This window comes from Streptomyces sp. NPDC006140 (genome assembly GCF_040628815.1).
In the GTDB taxonomy this organism is placed as follows: Bacteria; Actinomycetota; Actinomycetes; order Streptomycetales; family Streptomycetaceae; genus Streptomyces.
Window position 1 is genome coordinate 1 of the sequence record NZ_JBEXTS010000030.1, and the last position, 18113, is coordinate 18113.

The following is an 18113-nucleotide window of genomic DNA, read 5'->3' on the forward strand; positions in this document are numbered from 1 at the left end:
CGCGTCTTCCGCAGAGCCCGCTGCAGCCCCAACCGCATGACGGCCATGGCCGCCGCCGTCCTCACCCTGGAGCGTCAACGCTGAAAACGCTCACTCGTCCTTGAAACCGATGAGATGCTTCACCGCACTCCGCAAACGCTGGTCAACCACTGTCACAGGAAGCAATTCCCTGCGGTAGCCAAAGGATGTGTGGTCACGAGCGCCGAAGCTCTCCTTGAAAGCACTGACGGAGGAACCTGGGGTGGAGTCGCCCATGTGGTAGAAGAGACCGCCATTCTCGCAGGCATCCTCGATGACGAGCTTGTGCAGCAGCGTGCTGGCGCAACTGGGGCCAGCCAGTTCCTTGACCATTCCACCGCGCCAATACTTCACGTGAGGACCCTGTCGAAGGACCATGAGGGCTGCGGCAAGCTGTCCTCGGTAGGAAGCCAGCCACACAGCACAGGAATCGGTGAAATGCTCGGCCACGACCTGAAACTTACGCAGGGGATCGATGCGGCGCCTACGCCAGCGCGCCAGGGCCAGCGGTTCATGTTGCTGTTGCGCCCAGCGGACAATCGATTGCTCGTAGATCGCGTAGAAGGCCGGCACCAGACGCCCGGTGCGGTCGACCTCCACTTCGACTCTCGCCTTCTCCGCCTTGCGCACAGCGGTCCTGGCCCTGCCCTTGAATCTCCCTTGCCAGACCTCACCGAAGCCACCGGCAAGGTCCAGAACATATGTGGTGTGCTGCACAGCGGTGAAGCCTGGTGGCACTGCGGACAGCCATGCGGGTGCGGCACCTGGCCCGAACCGCACGGAAACGCGATTCGCGGGAAGGCGGGCCAGATCCTCGAAGACCGCGCGGGCTCGCCGCAGATCGAGGTCCCTGGAAGAGACTGGGCCTCCTATGCCCCATTCGCCGGGCCACGCTTCCTGAGCGATCAAACGACCAAGCCGACCGCGCCGACGGACTAGGGGCACCACAACACGACAGTCCCCATGGAACTCGTACAGACGACTTGCGTCCTCATAGTGGCCAATCGCGCAGATGCAGTCGAGCCAGGGAGGAGTCTGGGTGACCAGTGCGTCTTCACTCCCGTCGACCAGACGCTGCCAGAGATACCTAGGAGCGGGACTCGTCACCTCGACGGCGGCCGGATACGCAGCAGGGACTGTCATGATTGCCCTCCAGCCGGAATTCACCCTCCGCCCAGGAGCCCGGGCCGTTTCCGCCGCCGCGCTTTCCGTTACTTTAAGAGAACCACGGACCATCGAGTGGCGCATTGGAAGCGCATCGCCTCGGCTGATACGAATGACCCACACGCGGGCCCCGGCGGCATGCTGGGGTGCGAGCACGATCGCTGAATCCGCCGAACGGCCCAGTTGAGATCCTCGTCGGCGTCGGCCTGGGCCATCAACGCGATGAAAACACGCTCCCAAGTGCCGTCGAGCGCCCACATCCGCAGCCGGATGTAGATTCCGCGCCAATTTCCGTACTTCTCCGGCAGGTGGACCCCCTGAGTTCCGGTCTGGAACTTGAAGGCGATCACGTCGCTCACCTTCTCGGTGGTCCCTCTACCGGCCACCCCACTTCGGCGTCCGGTCCGGAAGCAGCAGCTCGATCCGCGCCCACTACGCGTCAGTCAACGGCACACCCGGACCAACGACTGAAGGACACGGTCGAGAACGGGGCCACTCGTCAGGCCGCCTGCCCTGTGCGCAGTCGTCGCACATCCCGTACGAGCGCGTACGAGGCGCGGAGGAAGATCACAGCTCCAGCCGCGATCCAGAGAGCCGATTCCCCGGAGCGGTACTCACGAACAGCGCCGGCGAGGAGTACTGGGCTGGCAAGAACACCGAAGGCCGAGATCAGAGCAACCTGACGCGGTTGGTCACACGGACACCGACGACCTCGCCGACGGGAGTGATCCACACGAATCGGCCTAGTAGTGCTTCGTTCCCTTGGGTGATCTCGCCTGGTGATGGACATCAGGAACAGCTCAAGGGCTTCGTCCCACTCCGGTGGAAGCACCCGGCCCCGCGAGAGTGGTGCACCTGCCCGCCGGACAGGGACAGGCCGCGTTCGACGAGCATAGGTAGGGGCTGAGTCTGCGGTAGCCGGACCTGCGGACGGTGCCGACGTGTTAGAAGAAGGAAGAGCCGACAAGGCGGTGGCCATGAACGAGAGGGCCAAGCCCGGGCCTCGTCTTGCCGGGCCCACCTCGGGGTGGGCATGCACGTATGCGCGGTCTCCTCACCGCAGGGCCGCCAGGTGGCCGTAGAGCCGAGGTAGGGCCAGAGGTTGGTGACGGACACAACCAGCGTTGACCACGCTCAGTCACCGGACCAGCCCCAGGTCCAGGTGACGCCGACCTGTGCGTTCGCCCTTTGCGCCCTCCCGCAGGCGGTGTCGAGGAAGACGGGATGACGTCGTCGACCATGAGCGCCGTCGAACCGGTGCAGTACGGCTTCGTGCAGGCGGCCCAGACGCCGGCCCGGGACCAGACATGAATCGGTGGTGGGCCATCGACCTCGATACCCGATCGGCGGCAGGGCGCGCTGAGCGCAGCCGCGAACCAGCACGTAGATGATGGCCGCGATCCTCGCTCCTTGAAGGGGAGCCTTCGCTTTCAGGGTGCTACAGGAGGACACGGACAACCGCGCGAGAAGGCGTTCAGAATCGGGCGGTGGCCCAGCGGAGCGACTCCCTGACGACGGGGTCGACGGTTCCGGCTGTCCACCAGCGACTGCGCCCGAAGCGCGGCGTCTTGCCGACATTGCCCGCCACATGCCACAGCCAGGTCAGCAGGGGAAGCGCCGCCGGGTCGTCGGCGATGCGGTCCGGGTCTACTCCGGCGAGCGCGAGAAGTGCGCGGTCGGGATCAGGGAGTCGGCCGGTGCGCAGCGTGTCGGCTACCAGCTCACCCAACGAGCGCCCGGTCAGCGCGCTGCGGAGGGAGAGAACGAAGGTGCAAGCATCGATCTCGCACGGCCCGTCCGCCTGGGCATTCCCCCAGTCGAAGATGCCTGTGACCCGGAAGGGCTGCCCGGAGAGCAGGACATTGCCCGGGTAGTAGTCGCCGTGGGTCCAGCCCCGCGTCAGTTCGGCGCCCTCGAGTGCGGTGTCCATACGGTGACGCAGTGCGTCGAGTGCCGCCGCGCCCTTCCATGGCCCGAAGGGCCGGACCTCGTTGGCGAGGATGGCCAGGCGCGTTTCGGTCAGGAAACCGCCCCATTCTGTTGTCGGCATGTGACGCCCGGTGGCCTCCCGCAGTTCCGCCAGCAGATGGAGGGCGGGGGCGGCTGCGCGGCACGGGTCATTCGCAGTTGGGCCCATAAGCTCGTCGCCCCGGACACCGGTAAGCATGGTCTGAACGAGGGTCGGCGAGGGGCCATGAGGCCGGGGGCCGACCGTTTGGGGCAGCAGGGCGCGCCAGGGTTCGAGCCGATCGTCGTCAGCCAGTTGTCGCAGTATGTCCCACTCGCGGATGACGGAGGCCGCCGCCCTGTCGATTCTGGAACGCTTGACCACGACGTTCCCTGGGTCCCGTCGCAGCTCGAACACCAGGAGATTGCTCTTCAGGACGATGGGGCGCCGAACTACGGTGATGTCGCAGGGGCCAGCGCCTCGCACCAGCCACATGGCCCGAAGACGGTCGTCCAGACCGCCCAGGGCCCGGGGAAAGCGCAACGGCAGAAGGCCGAGCAGCCGGGACAGCCGGTCGGCGAGGTTCATGGTCAGACCTCGACTGGATGGCCTACATACGTGAATCCTGACATCTGCCAACCATTATCTCAAAAGCATCACATTTTGCATCCCCTTCGGGAGCGGCACTCGCACTCATTCGTCAGGGAAACGAGGGTGGGGTGATCTCAACGCTCGAACACCCAGTAGCCGTGTGCTCTTCGTCAGGGCCGGCAACCACTCGCAGCATCGGGTCGGTCTGGATGGTGCGCGGACGGTCGGACGGCTGGGTGTAACCACCCAGGCGATCGTCGAGAACCACTTCAGCCCTGTAGCGCTGTCGCGGTATGCGCCGCACAGGGAGGACAACCGCGAGAAAGCCACGGGAGCTGATCAGCCACCGAAGGCCCCGCGCCCATGCCGTGTGCGGCATGCAACCGAGCGTTCCCGACAACTCCGGGCCCGGCACTGATGGGCACTGCTGGTGCTCGCTGCCGCCCAGTTCATGGTGATCATGGACACGAGCATCATCGGCGTCGCGCTGCCGCAGATGTAGCGCGACTCGGCTTCAGGGCGAGCTGCAGTGGGTCTTCAACAACTACGGCATCCCCTTCGGCGGTCTCCTCCTGCTTGACGGGCGCCTCTCCGACCTACTCGGCACCCGGAAGGCCTTCAACACCGGCTGGGTCGCCCTGATCGCGGGCTCGATCGTCGCCGCTGCAGCGCAGACCGTCTGGGTCGAGGTCGTGGGCCGTGCCGTGCACGGTGTCAGCGGCGCTCTCATCACGCCGCCGGCCATTACGCTGCTGATGATGCTCTTCGCGCACGCCGACCGTGGGGCCCACCATGGCGGCGCCCACGGGGCCTCCTGGGGAATGGCGGCCAAGGCGACACTGCACTGCCTTACCGGCTGCGCCATCGGCGAGATTCTCGGCATGGTCATCGGCACAGCCCTGATGTGGGGCAACGTTCCCACCATGGTCCTGGTGATCACGCTCGCGTTCCTCTTCGGCTACTCCTTCACGCTCTTCGCGCTGCTTCGGGCCGGCCTGGACTTCAAAACCGCGATCAAGGTCGCCCTCGCCGCCGACACCGTCTCCATCGCCGTCATGGAGTTCGTCGACAACGCCATCATCGCCCTCACCCCTGGGGCGATGGATGCCCACCTCTCCGACGGGCTCTTCTGGTCCGCTCTGCTGGGCGGCTTCGCCGTCGCCTTCCTCATCACCGCCCCGGTCAACGAGTGGATGATCGGCCGCGGCAAGGGCCACGCCGTCGTCCACGCCTACCACTGACCACAGAATCGACCAGGAGCAAGAGGCAACGTTCAGCCGCGGCTGCCGTCGTCAGCCTGGTTGTTGACTTGGAACAGCGCCGCCAGCCCGGCTCGGACTCGTCTCCAGCGGCCGGCGGCGAACAGGGTCGCTCGATGCGCGCACAACGGGTCCGGCTTGTTCTCGAAGACGCGGACAGCGTCTTCCACCAAGGCTTACACCACTCGAACGTGCTGCACCGCGTCCGCACGGCGGCAGGAGGGATGCAAACCATGAGTGCACATGTGGTGGGCCACCCCAGCGGGCGGGAGCGAGTCATCCGGCGGCTGGTTCGTGTAAACCAGGACGGTGGGAGCGATCCGGCCCATCACGCCGTCGGGCGTCCAGGACGCGACGGCGAACACTCCCCCGGGTCGGCAGAGCCGGACCAGTTCGAGGGCGGCCTGGCCAGCGCTGGGTGCGCGGTCCGAGCCCAACCAGCCTTCGATGACACCGGCCGGGCCGGCCACATTCATGCTGGTGATGCCCACAGGTTGGCGGCGGTGCACGGAGCTGAGGACAGCGGGGCCCTCCGGTCAGTGGATGAGGCAGGGCAAGAAGCGCCGATCGAAGTTCTGACCGAAGCCGGCCAGCACATACGGCGGAAAGCCGGGCCCTCTGCGGGCGCCTCGACCACGGACATCTCGTTCGTGGCGGCAAGCTCGCGCAGCCGCTGCTCGTCCTCGACCACGGGAGCGGTGAGCACCTCCTTGTCGCACTCAGCACCGACGGAGCACCCGGCGCGGAATCCTCACAGTTCGGATAGTGGATCTCCAGCAACTGACCCTGCCGCAGTGGGACGGCCAGGTTGGATGGAGCTCGGCTACGACGACCCGGCGCTGCGGGGGCTCCTCGGCGTCGGCCTTGGTCCGGGCGACACACACGACGTGGTCGATCTCCATGGACTCCCGCCTTCCATCGATTCCTCACAAGGGCCGTATCGTTCAGAGTGCATTCGTTTCAATTTGTCCGCTTATCGCCATCAGGTCCGAGCAATTCCAGGAGTGTCTTGGCGACCCCGGTGTAGGACCATCTCGGAAACTGCGCGGGCCCCGGCACCAGCCGCCGCAGGGCGTCTGCGGTCCAGGCCCGTACCGGCTAGGAGTGTGGGTCAGTATTCGCCATCGTGTCGGCCCAGGCGATCTCGAAGTACCTGACGCGTTCGTCCTGTCCGGTCGGCCGCATGCCGACTGCCATCATGACGTGCTGGGACGCGATGTTGTCGTGGTCGGCGTCGCCTTTCACACAGGTGACTCCGCGTGCCCGCGCGAACAGCAGCAGTCCGCGGAGGGCTTCGGAGGCGTATCCCTTGCCTCGCGCTGACGGGATGAGGCCGTAGCCAATCGTGACGCTGCCGTTCGCGTCCACAGGTCCGTGGAAGCCCAGGCCGCCGATCGCCTGACCGTCCTCGCGGCGCCGGATCTCATAGTTACCGAACGGCTGGGGATCACCGGTGCTCGCGCAGGTGCCCAGGAAGCGCCTGGCGGCAAACACGTCCCCTTCGGTGGGGTATCCGGGCGCCCATCGGACACCGCTGTCCGACCCGCCCGCCACCACTTGCTCAGCCTCGCTGACGGTCATCGGATGAAGCACGAGCCGCGCTGTTACAAGATCGCCCATGGCAGGGAGGAGTATCACGCGAAGCGACCAGACCGCACTTGGATTATCCGACCGGGCAGCGCCCGCCTCCGGTTGATGACCGCAGGTACGGAAGGATCGCGGTATGCGCGGTGCAGACGGGCTGTTCGAGGTCGAGCCGGTGGAAAAGCAGCAGCCGCAGGGCCCTCCGGTGGGGGTGGACAAGCGGTTCAGGGCGTTCGACCCGCACCAGGTCCTGCTGCCGCCGCCGCTGGACGACTGGCTGCCCCAGGATCATCTCGCCCGGTTCGTCGCCGACCTGGTCGACGAGGTGCTGGACCTGGGGCCGGTCCTGGCCGACTACACCGACAAGCGCGGCTACCCGCCCTACGATCCGCGGCTGATGCTGCGCCTGCTGATCTACGGCTACACCACCGGGGTCCGCTCCTCGCGGGCGATCGAGCACAAGTGCGCCGACGACATCGCGTTCCGATACCTGGCCGCCGACCAGGCCCCGGACTTCCGCTCGATCTCACGGTTCCGACGCCGCCACCTGGACGCCCTCGCAGACCTGTTCACCCAGTCGCTGCACCTCGCGCAGAAGCTCGGCATGGTCAAGATGGGCCACGTCGCCCTGGACGGCACCAAGCTCGAAGCGAACGCCTCCAAGCACAAGGCGATGAGCTACGGCCGCCTGGTCGACAAAGAGGAGCGGATCGAGGCCGAGATAACGGCCCTGGAGGCCCAGGCTGACCAGCAGGGCAGTCACGGCCCTACCTGGCCGCGCATCCGACGGGCAAAGCCTCAACCACAGCCTCACAGGCGCCGGCGGGGCGACCGCGACTGATCCCATCGATCACGATCAGCAGGCTCCTTGCTCGTTACCGACCCACGCTCCTAGGGGAGAATGACGTCATAGCAGGGGTCGTTGACGGCGAAATCCCTTCTCGGTTCGGTCGGCCTCGCGCCAGGCGGGCGCTGGCGATTAGGCCACTGGCCGCCGGAAAGCGTGGAGCCGCGCTCCCCTCCGAAGTGTCCTTGCGGGGTGACCCGGTCTACGAAGAACAGCTGGGTCGTCCTCGGCGAAGAGGTCGTCGTCCGCCTCCGATGGGTGCAGTGAGGTGCAGGTCCTCGGCAAGGGTGCGGTAGAAGATGGTGCTGCTCAACTACGGCGACGGCGGCGCGGTTGGGCGTCGGTCAGGTCGCGCAGGTCTAGGGCCTCGCCGTCGTCGCGTTTCAGGTGGACGAATGCCTCGTCGTTCGAGTGCCTACAGGGCGCCAGGTCCTGATGTTGCTGCGCTCTCGGACAGCTCAGTGTGTGGCGCGCCGCAAGGCGACGGGTTACCCCGATGGCACGCCAAGGGCATTGTCGGTGCTGCCCTTTATCGTGGTGTGCAGGTAAAGGGATGGTCCAGACGGCGGACCTCATCCGCCCAGAGCGGCGAGAGCCCGGAAGTGAGGCTGCAGTGGCAGATAGGGGCAGCGACCGTCTGGAGCCGGATGATCTCATCCAAGATCGCGAGGTCGAGAACGCCCAGGGTGACCTGCTGGCCCACAGCCATATAGCTGATCAGCTCCATGACGTGGTGCTGTCTGTTCCGACGCCGACCAATATTGCGGTGTGGGGCCCTTGGGGCTCAGGCAAGTCTGGGATAGCCAATCTCTTGAGGGGCCTGCTGGAGGCCGAGCGTCACGTTCACTTTGTGCGCTTCGATGCCTTCAAGTACGCGGAAAATCCTCTGCGCAGGAACTTCATCAGTGCGGTCGCTGCAGCCCTGGGGGTCAAGGACCCGCGGTTCCATGAGGAGCTGTATGGCGATCGGGTAACTGCAAAGCTGCAGTTCGAAGGCCGTGACATGCAGCGGCTGGCCAAGACGTTTGCGCAGATGTTCAGTGTCGTCGTCGCCTTCTTCGGCGTCGTCATGGCGCTGCTGGCCTGGTTGCGAGGAGGTGCCTTCCGGCCCACGTTCGCTGACATGGCCACTGATGCATTGAAGGCCGGTCTGGCACCGGCTGCCCTGCTGACATCCCTGGCCGTTTTGGTGTCGCGTACTCTCACCCGTGAGCACAAAACGGAAGCCGCCGACAGCGACGAGCAGTTCGAGAAGCTCTTCGCAGATCTGGTCTCGCGTTCGCGTGTGCGCCGCCTGGTCGTGTTCGTCGACGAGCTGGACCGTTGTGCCCCCTCTGATGTGGTGGCCACGCTCGATGCCTTGCGGACGTTCCTCGGGGTGGATCGATGTGTCTTCATCGTGGCCGCGGACCAGCAGGTTCTGGAGGAGGCTCTTACCCGGGCTCTGGCGCAGGCGACCCCGGCTGACACCGTCAATCCCTACTACAGCAGTGGGAGCGGCTACCTGGACAAGGTCTTCCAGTACCAAGTCAGTCTTCCCCCATTGCTGGTCCCGAAAGTGAGCGGGTTCGCCGCAGACCTGGTGCGCGGACGAGCCGGCGTGTGGGCCAAGGTGGACGTGAACCTGATCGTCAGCATCCTGGTCCCCTCCCATGTGCGCAGTCCTCGACGGGTGAAGGCCCTGTTGAACACATTCGCGCTGACTTATCGGCTGGCTGAACGGCGTGCGGCGGAAGGACTGCTGGAAACCGATCCGGCCACGCGTGCAGAAGAGATCGCCAAGCTGGTCTGCCTGCGGGTTGAGTTTCCCCTGTTTGCCAGAGACCTTCTGCTAGATCACCGGCTGTGCGAGTACGTGCTGCTGCTGGACGCAGACCCCGCTGCTCAACTGGGTGCACATGTGCGAGAGCAGGTCCGGGAAGCTGTTCGCCGCTATGCGTGTCTCGACGCGGACGTCGACCGGCAGCTGAGCGCGCTTCCGCCCGCCGACGGACGTGAATCGGAGATGACCGAGGTCCGTAGGCATCACGGTCGGCAGCTCGTCGCCTACCTCAAACGCACCAGGAAGGTGCCAGGTCCTGGCCGCGATCTGATTTTCCTCGAGACCAGCGGCAGCATTTTCGGGCTGCCCGCGGCCCTGGCCGAGACGCTGGAGCAACAGGCGCAGAACGCCGACCTGGATCTGCTGCTGTCTGCTGTCGGCGGCCTTCCGATCGAGGAGCGATCTGCTGTGCTGGCCTTGCTGACGCAACAGGCGAGGGACGCGATCGGTCTCGAAGAAGAGAACATCGCGCAAGCGGTGCTGGCCATCTGCGGCGACGCCACGGTCCCTCTGGAGGGCCAGGCGGATGCGTCTGTGGAGACGCTTGCGCCGATCCTGACGCATTCCGTGCACGAACTACCCGAGGAAGTACTGTCCGGTTGCTGGCGTTTGGCCCTGGCGAGTGACCGTCCGGCAGCCCTTGAGATGCGCTCTATCGTTCTAGGACACTCGGCGCTTGAAGCAGACGCATCCTTGGCAGCAGCGGTGATGTCCGGTGTCGTGCCCGCCTTGGCCGCGAGCTCGGACCGGGTGCGCCAGTTGGTGTGCAAGCATCTGTTGGGCGCGGACCAGGAGATGGCGGACATGCTCGCCACACTTTCTGCCCGGGATGCGGCCACGGTCATGACGGTGGTCGGTCCGGACGTCACCAAGGAGTTGCAGAACCTCGTCGAAGCTCACGAGGAGTGGGCACGGGCACAGGCCGATCCGCCCAGCGTCGGGACGGCAACGCCTGCTGTCACTTCTGACTCGGTGCCCGAGCCTATGTCGCCATCCGTGGTACTGGAACGGCTAGAAGGGCTGCTGAGGCCCTGGTGCGAGGGCTCGGCTGAGGCAGCACACGTCATCGTAGGAGTGTTGCTTGCCCTCGAGGGTAGAGAGGGCCGCGACATCGTGCAGCGGCACACGGCTACGATCCCGCCGGTGCAAGAGACAGCTCTCGCCCGGACTGTGCTGTCCAGCACGGCCCGACGCGATGTATCCGAATGGTCTCAATGGCTGGGCATTCTCCACGCCCAAGTGTCTGTTGACGACGTAGAGATCCAGCTGATCCGCTTGCTCCGCAAACTGTGGACGGAAGCCAGCAAGGCTGCCAGTCCTTTGGACCCGGCAGTTGTCGCCCAGGCCGCTGATAGCTTCATGCGCCTGTTCGATGATCGCCCTCAGGGCCGGTATCCGGAAATCACTCCCATCGCCCTGCAGTCGCTGTCCGCCCCTTCAAACGACGAGGAAGCTACGGAGCAGATGCGTCTGCTCAGAGCGGGGCGACCACTTGAGAACAGCGGCCTGCTTGACCACACCGCCCTCATCCAGCACCAGTCCGCTGCTCTGGTCGAGCTACTCACCGAGGCCGACGAGCCGGAGGTCGGCGAGGACGGCGCACTGCTGGTCTATATCGGCGCCGTCCTGTCCGACTGTCTGCAAAACCTCGGTTCTCCCGCCTCAGACGCGCTGAGCGCCGAGGAGGCCCGCGACCTGGCACACGCCGTGGAGGAATGCGAATGGCTGCCCGAGCCGAATCGCACACGGCTGCGTATCCGTGCACGGAGTCTGCTGGTGATGGGCGATGTGGAGACGGCGGGCCTTTCAGCGTTGCCCTCGGCGTCAGACATGGCCGCATACGCACGCCGTCATTCCTCGCACGCAGATGAGGCCCTTGCCGAGTGGCTGAGCTTGGAGCAGCCGTCGGGCGTCGACCTGCTCTCGGCCGTGTCCGCACGGCTGCGGCACCAGACGTTCCCGCAGAGCGACGTGCTGCTACAGGCCATCGCCACACGGTTGGCGGCTCTGTCAGCAGAGGAACAAGCCGACTTCTGGCGGACTCTTCTCGCAGGGCCTGGCACCCGTATCCCAGACCAGATGCTGACGAAGGCCGGCTGGCCGCTGCTGCCGGACGCCCACGCGGCGGAGCTCTTGGCCGAGCGGTATGCCCAGACTGCGAAGAATCCGGACCGACGAGCCGTTCTTGACCTGTGGAGGAGTGCATCCCTCACAAGCCCAGCCGCCCGTCGACAGCTGATCCACGACATCCTCCTTCCTATGCTGGAGGTCAACCAGGGGGCGGCTGAGCTCGCCTTGGTTTACCTGCCACAGGTGATGGATTCCGTTCCGACTGGTGTACGCACCTCAGTGCGCGCGGCTGTCGAGGCCAGCTCCAAGAAGTGGCCCGCCCTTGAACAGCGTGGCACCAAAGCGCTGAAGGCTGTCGGCTACACCACCGAACGCACGGGACTTTTGAAGCTGCGAGAGCGCATCAGCCGAAGCAACGACGATCGCTGAGCAACTCGTCTTCCAGTGTGCTTCGACACGAACGGACCGACTGCCTCAAAGGGGGCTTCGAGCGATTCGTAGTTGTCGTTCAGGGTGCACAGAGGGGCGAATTCAGGGCGGGCGGGCATCAGGCTTGCCCGCCCGCATCGGCCGGTGCCGGGGTGAGGGCTCTGGTGAGCTGGTGGGCCCGTCGCATGCGTCCGTCGTCGGTGAACTCCCCGAGGAGGTGCACCTCGGTCGCGGTGGCGCCGCCCTTGCGCGTCCGCGAGGTTTCTCGACGCCTCCTGGCGGTCGTTCGAGGACAACGCGCCGCTGCTCCAGGCGGCTCCGACCAGCACGCCCGGGGGACGGGGAGCAGGCACTCCACGAGCGTGTCACCGAGCGGCTGGGCCGTCTCGTCGAACGGGGCCAGCGGGCGGGCGAGTTCGCTCCGGGACTGCCTCCGCGGTGGCTGGTGGCCATGACGGTCGCCCTCGGACATGCAGCCGGTGACGAGGTCGGTTCCGGCCGCATGACGAGCACGGAGGCCGAGACCGCGCTCCGCACCACAGTCCTCCGGGTCCTCGGGGCCGCGGAAGGACGACCCGACTCACACGACCGGCCGGACAGGGCTTAGCGGCTCAGGCTTTCACTGCCCATGATCGTTCGCTCCTCCCGGGGACTCCCCCTCCCCGAGCGGACATCACGCGCGTACCCCTGCCCAGCAGCGGCGACACGGCCTGCGCGGTCAGGGTGCGAGCGGACCGCCCAGTACGTCAAGGACGGCTCCTCCGAGCAACCCGAGGACGACGGATCCGGCGGCCGAACCGTAGGCGATCACAGCGGCCGTCCGTGACGTCGTACGGGAGTCACTCGCGGGGCCGCGCGCGAGGAACGCCGGGGCGATCCAGCGCAGGTAGTAGAAGAGGGAGACCACGGTGTTGACGGCCGCGACGACGGCCAGCCAGGCGTAGCCGCCGTCGAAGGCCGCGCTGAAGGCCTCCAGTTTGCCAAGGAAGACTGCGGTCGGGGGCGTGCCCACCAGGCCCAGCAGGCAGACGACGAGCGAGCCCAGCAGGGCCGGGTGCGCCCGTGCCAGGCCGCGGTAGTCGTCGATGGCGTGGGCTCCGGGGAGCGCGCAGACGACGGCGAAGGCACCGAGGTTGGTCAGCGCGTACCCGGCCAGGTAGTACAGCAGCGCCATCTGGTCGAGGTCGGTGCGTCCGGCGACGGCCACCGGGAGCAGGAGGTAGCCGACCTGGCTGATGGTGGAGTACGCGAGCAGCCGTTTGACATCCTGCTGGAAGAAGGCCGCCAGGTTGCCCAGGGTCATCGAGGCGACCGAGAGGACCGCCACCAGGTCGGCCCAGGGCAGGTCGGCATCCGCCAGCGGCACCGCGCCGAGCCGGTAGAGGGCCGCCAGTGCGCCGATCTTCGGGATGGTGGTGAGGAAGGCGGCGACCGGGGCCGAACTGCCCTGGACGGCGTCCGGTACCCAGAAGTGGCCGGGCACGCCTCCGGCCTTGAACAGGACACCGGCGAGCAGGGCGAGCGTGCCGACCGCCACCAGTCCGGCCGGTGCCTCGGCGAGCTCGGAGCGCAGCATCGGGTACGCGGTCGCCCGGCCGGCGGCGAGCAGGACGGTAATGCCGGTGAGCATCAGGACGCCGAGGAGCGCGCCGACGACGTAGTACTTCAAGGCCGCCTCGGTGCCGGGGCCGTCCTTGCGGAATCCGGCGAGCGCGTAGGCGGGCACGCTGGCCAGCAGGTATCCGGCGGCGAGGAGGAGCAGGTCCTGGGCTCCGGCCAGCATCAGGGCGCCGACGGAGGCCAGTTGGAGCAGGACGTAGAACTCCGTCTCGCGCGGGTCGGCGTACATGCGCGGCATGGCCAGCGCGAGGACCAGCAGGGTGGCGCCGAGGACGACGATTCTGCTGGTGGCGGTGACAGAATCGATGGCAAAGGACTCGCCGAAGGCCGTCTCCACGGGCCCGGCCGCGGCGATCGCCGCAGCCACGATGCCCCCGATACAGGCTGCGCCCGCCAGAGCCCCGGTCAGCCACTGTCGGCGACGCGACAGCCACGCTCCGAGCAGCAGCCCGAGCACGGCCGAGGCGGCCATCAGCACCTCGGGCAGGAGGTCGAGGGGGTTCTCGTTCATCCCGGTCATCTCGTTCATCGCGCGAGCAGCTCCAGCACGGCGCGGGAGGCCGGTTCGATGACGTCGAGGACGAAACGGGGTGCGAGGCCGAGGACGACTCCCAGGACCAGCAGGGGGACGATCGCGAGTCCTTCGTGGAGGCGGACGTCGGGGAACGGCCGGTCGGCACCGGGCGCGGCGACGGGCAGCCGCAGCGGCCCGAGGAAGACCTGTTGCAGTGCGCGCAGGAACAGGCCCGCGGTGAGCAGGATCCCGAGCACGGCAAGGCCGGTGGCGATCGGCTCGGGCCCGAGGCTCCCGGTGAGGATCTGGAACTCGGCGATGAAGCCGGAGAAGCCCGGCAGCCCGAGCGAGGCGAAGGCGGCGACGCCGGTCAGCGCGGCGAAGACGGGTGCCCGCTCGGCGACACCCGAATACGCGGACATCTCGTACGTACGCCCGCGTTCGTACAGCACGCCGGACAGCAGGAACAGCGCGCCGGTAAGCAGGCCGTGGCTGACCATCTGGAAGACCGAGCCGGTGACGGCAAGGCTGCGGGCCTCCTCCTGGCCGGCGCCGACGGCCCCGGCCGCGCCGATCGCCAGGACGATGTAACCCATGTGGTTCACGGACGTGTAGGCGACCATCCGCTTGAAGTCGGTCTGGGCGAGGGCGACCAGTGCTCCGTACAGCACGGACACCACACCGACGACGACGAAGACGAGCGCGTAGTCGCGCCACGCGTCGGGCAGGACAGGCATCGCGATGCGCAGGAAGCCGTACGTGCCCATCTTCAGCAGCACGCCGGCGAGGATCGCCGACCCGGCGGCCGGGGCGTCGGTGTGGGCGGGCGGCAGCCAGGTGTGGAAGGGCACGGTCGGGGTCTTCACCGCCAGCCCGACGGCGATGGCGAGGAGGACCAGGGCTCCGTAGGTGGAGCGTCCGGCGAGGGGGTTGGCATTGGTCAGTTCGACGATGTCGAAGGTGTGCGGGTCAGCGGCCAGGTAGAGGCCGATGAAGCCGAGCAGCAGGGCGAGGGAGCCGATGAAGGTGTAGAGGAAGAACTTCAGCGCGGCGCGGGCGGCGCCCTGGTGCCCCCACCCGGCGATGATGAAGTACATCGCCACGATGGACAGGTCGAAGAAGACGAAGAACAGGATCAAGTCCAAGGCCACGAACAGGCCCAGGCACGTCGTCTGCAGGAAGAGGAACAGCGCCGCGAACTCCCGTACCTTTCGCGTCTCGCGCCACGCGTACAGCGCGCACGCGAGGAACAGTACGCAAGTGACGGCCACCAGCGGCAGGGACAGTCCGTCGACGCCGACGTGGTAGCTGATGCCGGCGCTGGGGATCCAGCGGGCACGCGTCTCGTACTGCATGCCGTCGTCGGCCCGGTATCCCGCCCATACGATCACCGTCAGTGCCAGTTCGGCGGCGGTGGTCGCTGCCCAGGCCGTCAGGAACAGGGTGCGGGGCGCGTTGCGCGGCAGGCACAGCAGGAGGGCCGCCATGGCGGTCGGGAGCAGGACGATGGCCGTGAGCACGGCGGTCACCTCACGAGGACGAGGACGACGGCGAGGACGGTGAAGGCGGCGACCGCCTGAGCGAGGTACTGGTGCAGTTGCCCGGTCTGCGGTCGGCGCGCCCAACGGCCGAGCGCGCGGGCGCCGCCAGCCACGCCCTCCACGGTGCCGTCGACGAGTCTCTCCGCCTGGGCATTGGTCCACTGCGCCAGCCGGACCGAGCTGCGGGCGGTGCCTTCGACGGCGCGGTCCAGCACGCGGTCGTCGAAGGCGGCGAGTGCATCGGCGAGGCGCAGTACCGGGGTCACGAGGAGCGTGCGCGCGGCGGTCTCCAGGCGAAGCCATTCCGACGTCACGGAGGTGATCGGGCTGGGCAGGGCGAGGAGTTGAGGCCCGCGGATCCAGACCACGGCCGAGACGGCCACCGCGAGCGCGCCGGACAGGGCGAACTCCCATACGTACGGACTCGGTTGCGCCTCGCCGCCGAGCACCCGCCCCACCGCGTCCCGTACGGGCGGGAAGGACGTGGCAGTCAGTGCGGCGCAGGCGGCGGCCAGAGTCGCGAGCGGCAGCCGGGCCGCGTACGGCAGCGGCTGCTCACGTTCGTCCGGTACGGCAACGGGCTGCCAGACGAACCACAGGGCCTTCGCGCTGTAGACCGCGGAGATCACCGCACCGGCCAACCCGACGATGTACAGCGCCGCGTTATCCTCGAGGGCGCCAGCGAGGAGCACGTCCTTGGCCGCCCACAGGGCCAAGGGCGGAACCCCCGCCAGAGCCAGGGCCGCGACGGTGAAGGTGATCCCAGCCGTACGGTGCCGCCGGGCCGCGCCGCGCAGGGCGGGCAGCGCCTTGGTGCCGAGGGACGTCAGCCAGGCGCCCGCAACGAGGAAGGCGAGGCTTTTGGCGGCGGCATGGGCGATGAGCTGCAGAGTTCCGCCGGTGACCGCACCGGCACCGGCGGCGAGCACCATGAAGCCGATCTGGGCACAGGTCGACGCGGCGAGCAGTTGCTTGAGGTCGGTCTGCGCCACGGCGACCAGGCCGAGCACGACCGCCGTCACCGCGCCCGTCCACGCCACCACCTGTCCGCCCCAACCGGACTGCGCGAGCAGCGGCTCCAACCGGAGCAGCAGATACGCCCCGGCCACCACCATGGTCGCCGAGTGCAGCAGGGCGGAGACCGGGCTGGGGCCCTGCATGGCCCTGGACAACCAGAAGCTGAACGGCAGTTGGGCCGATTTGCCGAACGCGGCTGCGATGACGCCGACGGTAATGGTGTCGGACCACGCGCCGGTCGTGGCCGTGAGGTCCGCGAGGGCGAGGGAACCGGCCTGCCCGCTCGCCAGCGCCGCCCCGGCGGCCAGGTAGAGGCCTAGGTCGGCGGCGCGGGTGGTGAGGAAGGCCGCGTTGGCGGCATCGCCGCGCTCGGGGTCGCGCCACCAGTAGCCGATCAGCGCCCAGGAGGTGGCGCCCATGACCTCCCACGCCATCAGCAGGACCGGGAGCGTGGCCGCGGTGACCGTGGTCAGCATCGCGCCGCTGAACAGCAGCATCAGGCCGAAGAAGCGGGCACGGGCCTCGCCGGGTCCGATGTCCACGACGCTGAACAGGAGGACGGCCGCGGTCACCGCTGTGACGGTCACGACCATGAGTCCTGACAACCCGTCGACGGCGAGCCCGGCGGGGAGCCCTTCGAGCAGCGGCGCCTCGACCCGCGGGTGCCCGAACGCCACGGCGACGGCGAGGCCGAGCGCGGCGACGGCCGTGCCGACCGCGACACCGGGGGCGTACCGGTCCGCCGGGCGGCCTGCGACCGCGAGCAGCGTCCCCACGGTCAGCGGCAGCGCGAGGAGCGCCCACAGCAGCGCGCTCACTCCTTCAGCTCCGCCGCCATGTCGGTCATGTCGACCTCACGAGCCCGGAAGAGCGCCGTGACCACGGCGAACCCGATGGCCATCTCCACAGCCATCACGGTGACCGCGAGGACCACCAGTACCTGCCCGTCGGCGGCGGCTGGGGCGATGTAGTGCCAGACGGCGGCGGCGCCGACGATGATGCCGCCCAGCATCAGTTCGAGCCCCATCATGAGCATCACGATCGACTGCTGGGTGAGCGCGCCGAACAGACCGATGCAGAACAGCGCGGCGGCAAGCAGCAGGAACAATTCCAGGGTCATCGGCCCGTCCCTCCCTGGACCGGGTCGTCGGCCCTCAGTGCTTTCAGGTCGTCGCCGAAGCGGTCGTAGCGGCCCCGGCGGGTGGCCAGGACGACGGTGCCCACGATGGTGGCGAACAGGGCGAGCCCCAGGGTCATCATGGTGAGCATCTGAGGACCCATCAGCGACAGACCCAGATCCTTGGTGGGATCGTTTGACGGCCTGCCGCGCAGGGACGGCCATGGGGTGAGCAGGATGCCGGCCGCGAGTGCGGCGAAGACCGCAGCGCAGATGACGGCCGCGCCCTTCTTGTTGTGGACCATGGTCATGGGCATGAGCCCGGCCGGGTTCATCATGTACATCACCATGAACACGGCCATGATGGCCATCTCGATGGTCATCATCAGCACGATCACGACCCCGAGGTAGTCCAGCCCGAGCAGCAGCACTTCACCGCCCACGCACAGCAGCGAGGTCAGCAGGGCATACGTCGCCCGGGCCATGGAGTCGAACCGGAACACCATGACGCCACTGGCCACCGCCAGCAGGGCCAGCACCCAGAAGATCACGTCTTCGAGCAGGGCCCTCAC

General features: G+C 67.5%; 12 protein-coding genes and 4 pseudogenes. 5 read left to right on the forward strand and 11 right to left on the reverse strand.

The window, feature by feature from the left end; all coding sequences use genetic code 11:
* Nucleotides 1-84, forward strand: a pseudogene (locus tag ABZ386_RS41145) (IS5/IS1182 family transposase); the annotation flags it as partial.
* 6 nt (nt 85-90) lie between these two features.
* Here the strand turns inward: ABZ386_RS41145 and ABZ386_RS41150 are convergent.
* The 4 genes and pseudogenes from ABZ386_RS41150 to ABZ386_RS41165 all read right to left on the reverse strand — a co-directional run bounded on the left by ABZ386_RS41150 (nt 91) and on the right by ABZ386_RS41165 (nt 3718).
* Nucleotides 91-735 (reverse strand): GNAT family N-acetyltransferase, encoded by a 645-nt coding sequence (locus tag ABZ386_RS41150; protein ID WP_355714639.1) that lies wholly within the window; start codon nt 733-735, stop codon nt 91-93.
* 494 nt (nt 736-1229) lie between these two features.
* The gene (locus ABZ386_RS41155; RefSeq protein WP_358968626.1) at nt 1230-1541 is read right to left on the reverse strand and encodes a hypothetical protein; all 312 of its coding nucleotides are present in this window, start codon (nt 1539-1541) and stop codon (nt 1230-1232) included.
* A gap of 883 nt (nt 1542-2424) precedes the next feature.
* A pseudogene (locus ABZ386_RS41160) lies at nt 2425-2580 on the reverse strand (transposase); the annotation flags it as partial.
* Between the two features lie 76 nt (nt 2581-2656).
* Nucleotides 2657-3718, reverse strand: a complete 1062-nt coding sequence (locus tag ABZ386_RS41165; protein WP_355714645.1) for a phosphotransferase — start codon at nt 3716-3718, stop codon at nt 2657-2659.
* A 454-nt stretch (nt 3719-4172) separates the two neighbouring features.
* Here ABZ386_RS41165 and ABZ386_RS41170 point away from each other — a divergent pair.
* Both ABZ386_RS41170 and ABZ386_RS41175 read left to right on the forward strand, forming a co-directional pair.
* Nucleotides 4173-4494, forward strand: a pseudogene (locus ABZ386_RS41170) (MFS transporter); the annotation flags it as partial.
* Nucleotides 4477-4962 carry a DUF4396 domain-containing protein gene (locus tag ABZ386_RS41175; protein WP_355714662.1) on the forward strand — a complete coding sequence of 162 codons (486 nt, stop codon included), beginning with the start codon at nt 4477-4479 and terminating at the stop codon, nt 4960-4962. The pseudogene ABZ386_RS41170 and the gene ABZ386_RS41175, both read left to right, overlap by 18 nt.
* A 32-nt stretch (nt 4963-4994) precedes the next feature.
* Here the strand turns inward: ABZ386_RS41175 and ABZ386_RS41180 are convergent, their stop codons facing one another.
* A complete protein-coding gene (locus tag ABZ386_RS41180; protein WP_355714647.1) occupies nt 4995-5153 on the reverse strand; it encodes a hypothetical protein in 159 nt (52 codons plus the stop codon).
* Nucleotides 5154-6078: 925 nt separating this feature from the next.
* A complete protein-coding gene (locus ABZ386_RS41185; RefSeq protein ID WP_355714650.1) occupies nt 6079-6600 on the reverse strand; it encodes a GNAT family N-acetyltransferase in 522 nt (173 codons plus the stop codon).
* A gap of 121 nt (nt 6601-6721) precedes the next feature.
* Between ABZ386_RS41185 and ABZ386_RS41190 the strand changes: the two are divergent.
* A pseudogene (locus ABZ386_RS41190) lies at nt 6722-7303 on the forward strand (transposase); the annotation flags it as partial.
* Nucleotides 7304-8024: 721 nt separating this feature from the next.
* Nucleotides 8025-11732 (forward strand): P-loop NTPase fold protein, encoded by a 3708-nt coding sequence (locus ABZ386_RS41195; RefSeq protein ID WP_355714653.1) that lies wholly within the window; start codon nt 8025-8027, stop codon nt 11730-11732.
* Between the two features lie 718 nt (nt 11733-12450).
* Here ABZ386_RS41195 and ABZ386_RS41200 read toward each other — a convergent pair.
* The 5 genes from ABZ386_RS41200 to ABZ386_RS41220 are packed head-to-tail and all read right to left on the reverse strand — an operon-like array spanning nt 12451 to nt 18104.
* Entirely contained in the window at nt 12451-13872 is a 1422-nt protein-coding gene (locus tag ABZ386_RS41200; RefSeq protein ID WP_355714665.1) for an NADH-quinone oxidoreductase subunit N, read from the reverse strand.
* A gap of 5 nt (nt 13873-13877) precedes the next feature.
* A complete protein-coding gene (locus ABZ386_RS41205; RefSeq protein WP_355714656.1) occupies nt 13878-15386 on the reverse strand; it encodes an NADH-quinone oxidoreductase subunit M in 1509 nt (502 codons plus the stop codon).
* A gap of 5 nt (nt 15387-15391) precedes the next feature.
* Entirely contained in the window at nt 15392-17242 is a 1851-nt protein-coding gene (locus ABZ386_RS41210; RefSeq protein WP_356502402.1) for a proton-conducting transporter membrane subunit, read from the reverse strand.
* Nucleotides 17239-17544 carry an NADH-quinone oxidoreductase subunit NuoK gene (gene nuoK / locus ABZ386_RS41215; RefSeq protein WP_356502404.1) on the reverse strand — a complete coding sequence of 102 codons (306 nt, stop codon included), beginning with the start codon at nt 17542-17544 and terminating at the stop codon, nt 17239-17241. The genes ABZ386_RS41210 and nuoK overlap by 4 nt, the downstream gene beginning before the upstream one ends.
* Nucleotides 17541-18104, reverse strand: a complete 564-nt coding sequence (locus tag ABZ386_RS41220) for an NADH-quinone oxidoreductase subunit J (RefSeq protein WP_355722352.1) — start codon at nt 18102-18104, stop codon at nt 17541-17543. The genes nuoK and ABZ386_RS41220 overlap by 4 nt, the downstream gene beginning before the upstream one ends.
* Between the last annotated feature and the right edge of the window lie 9 nt (nt 18105-18113).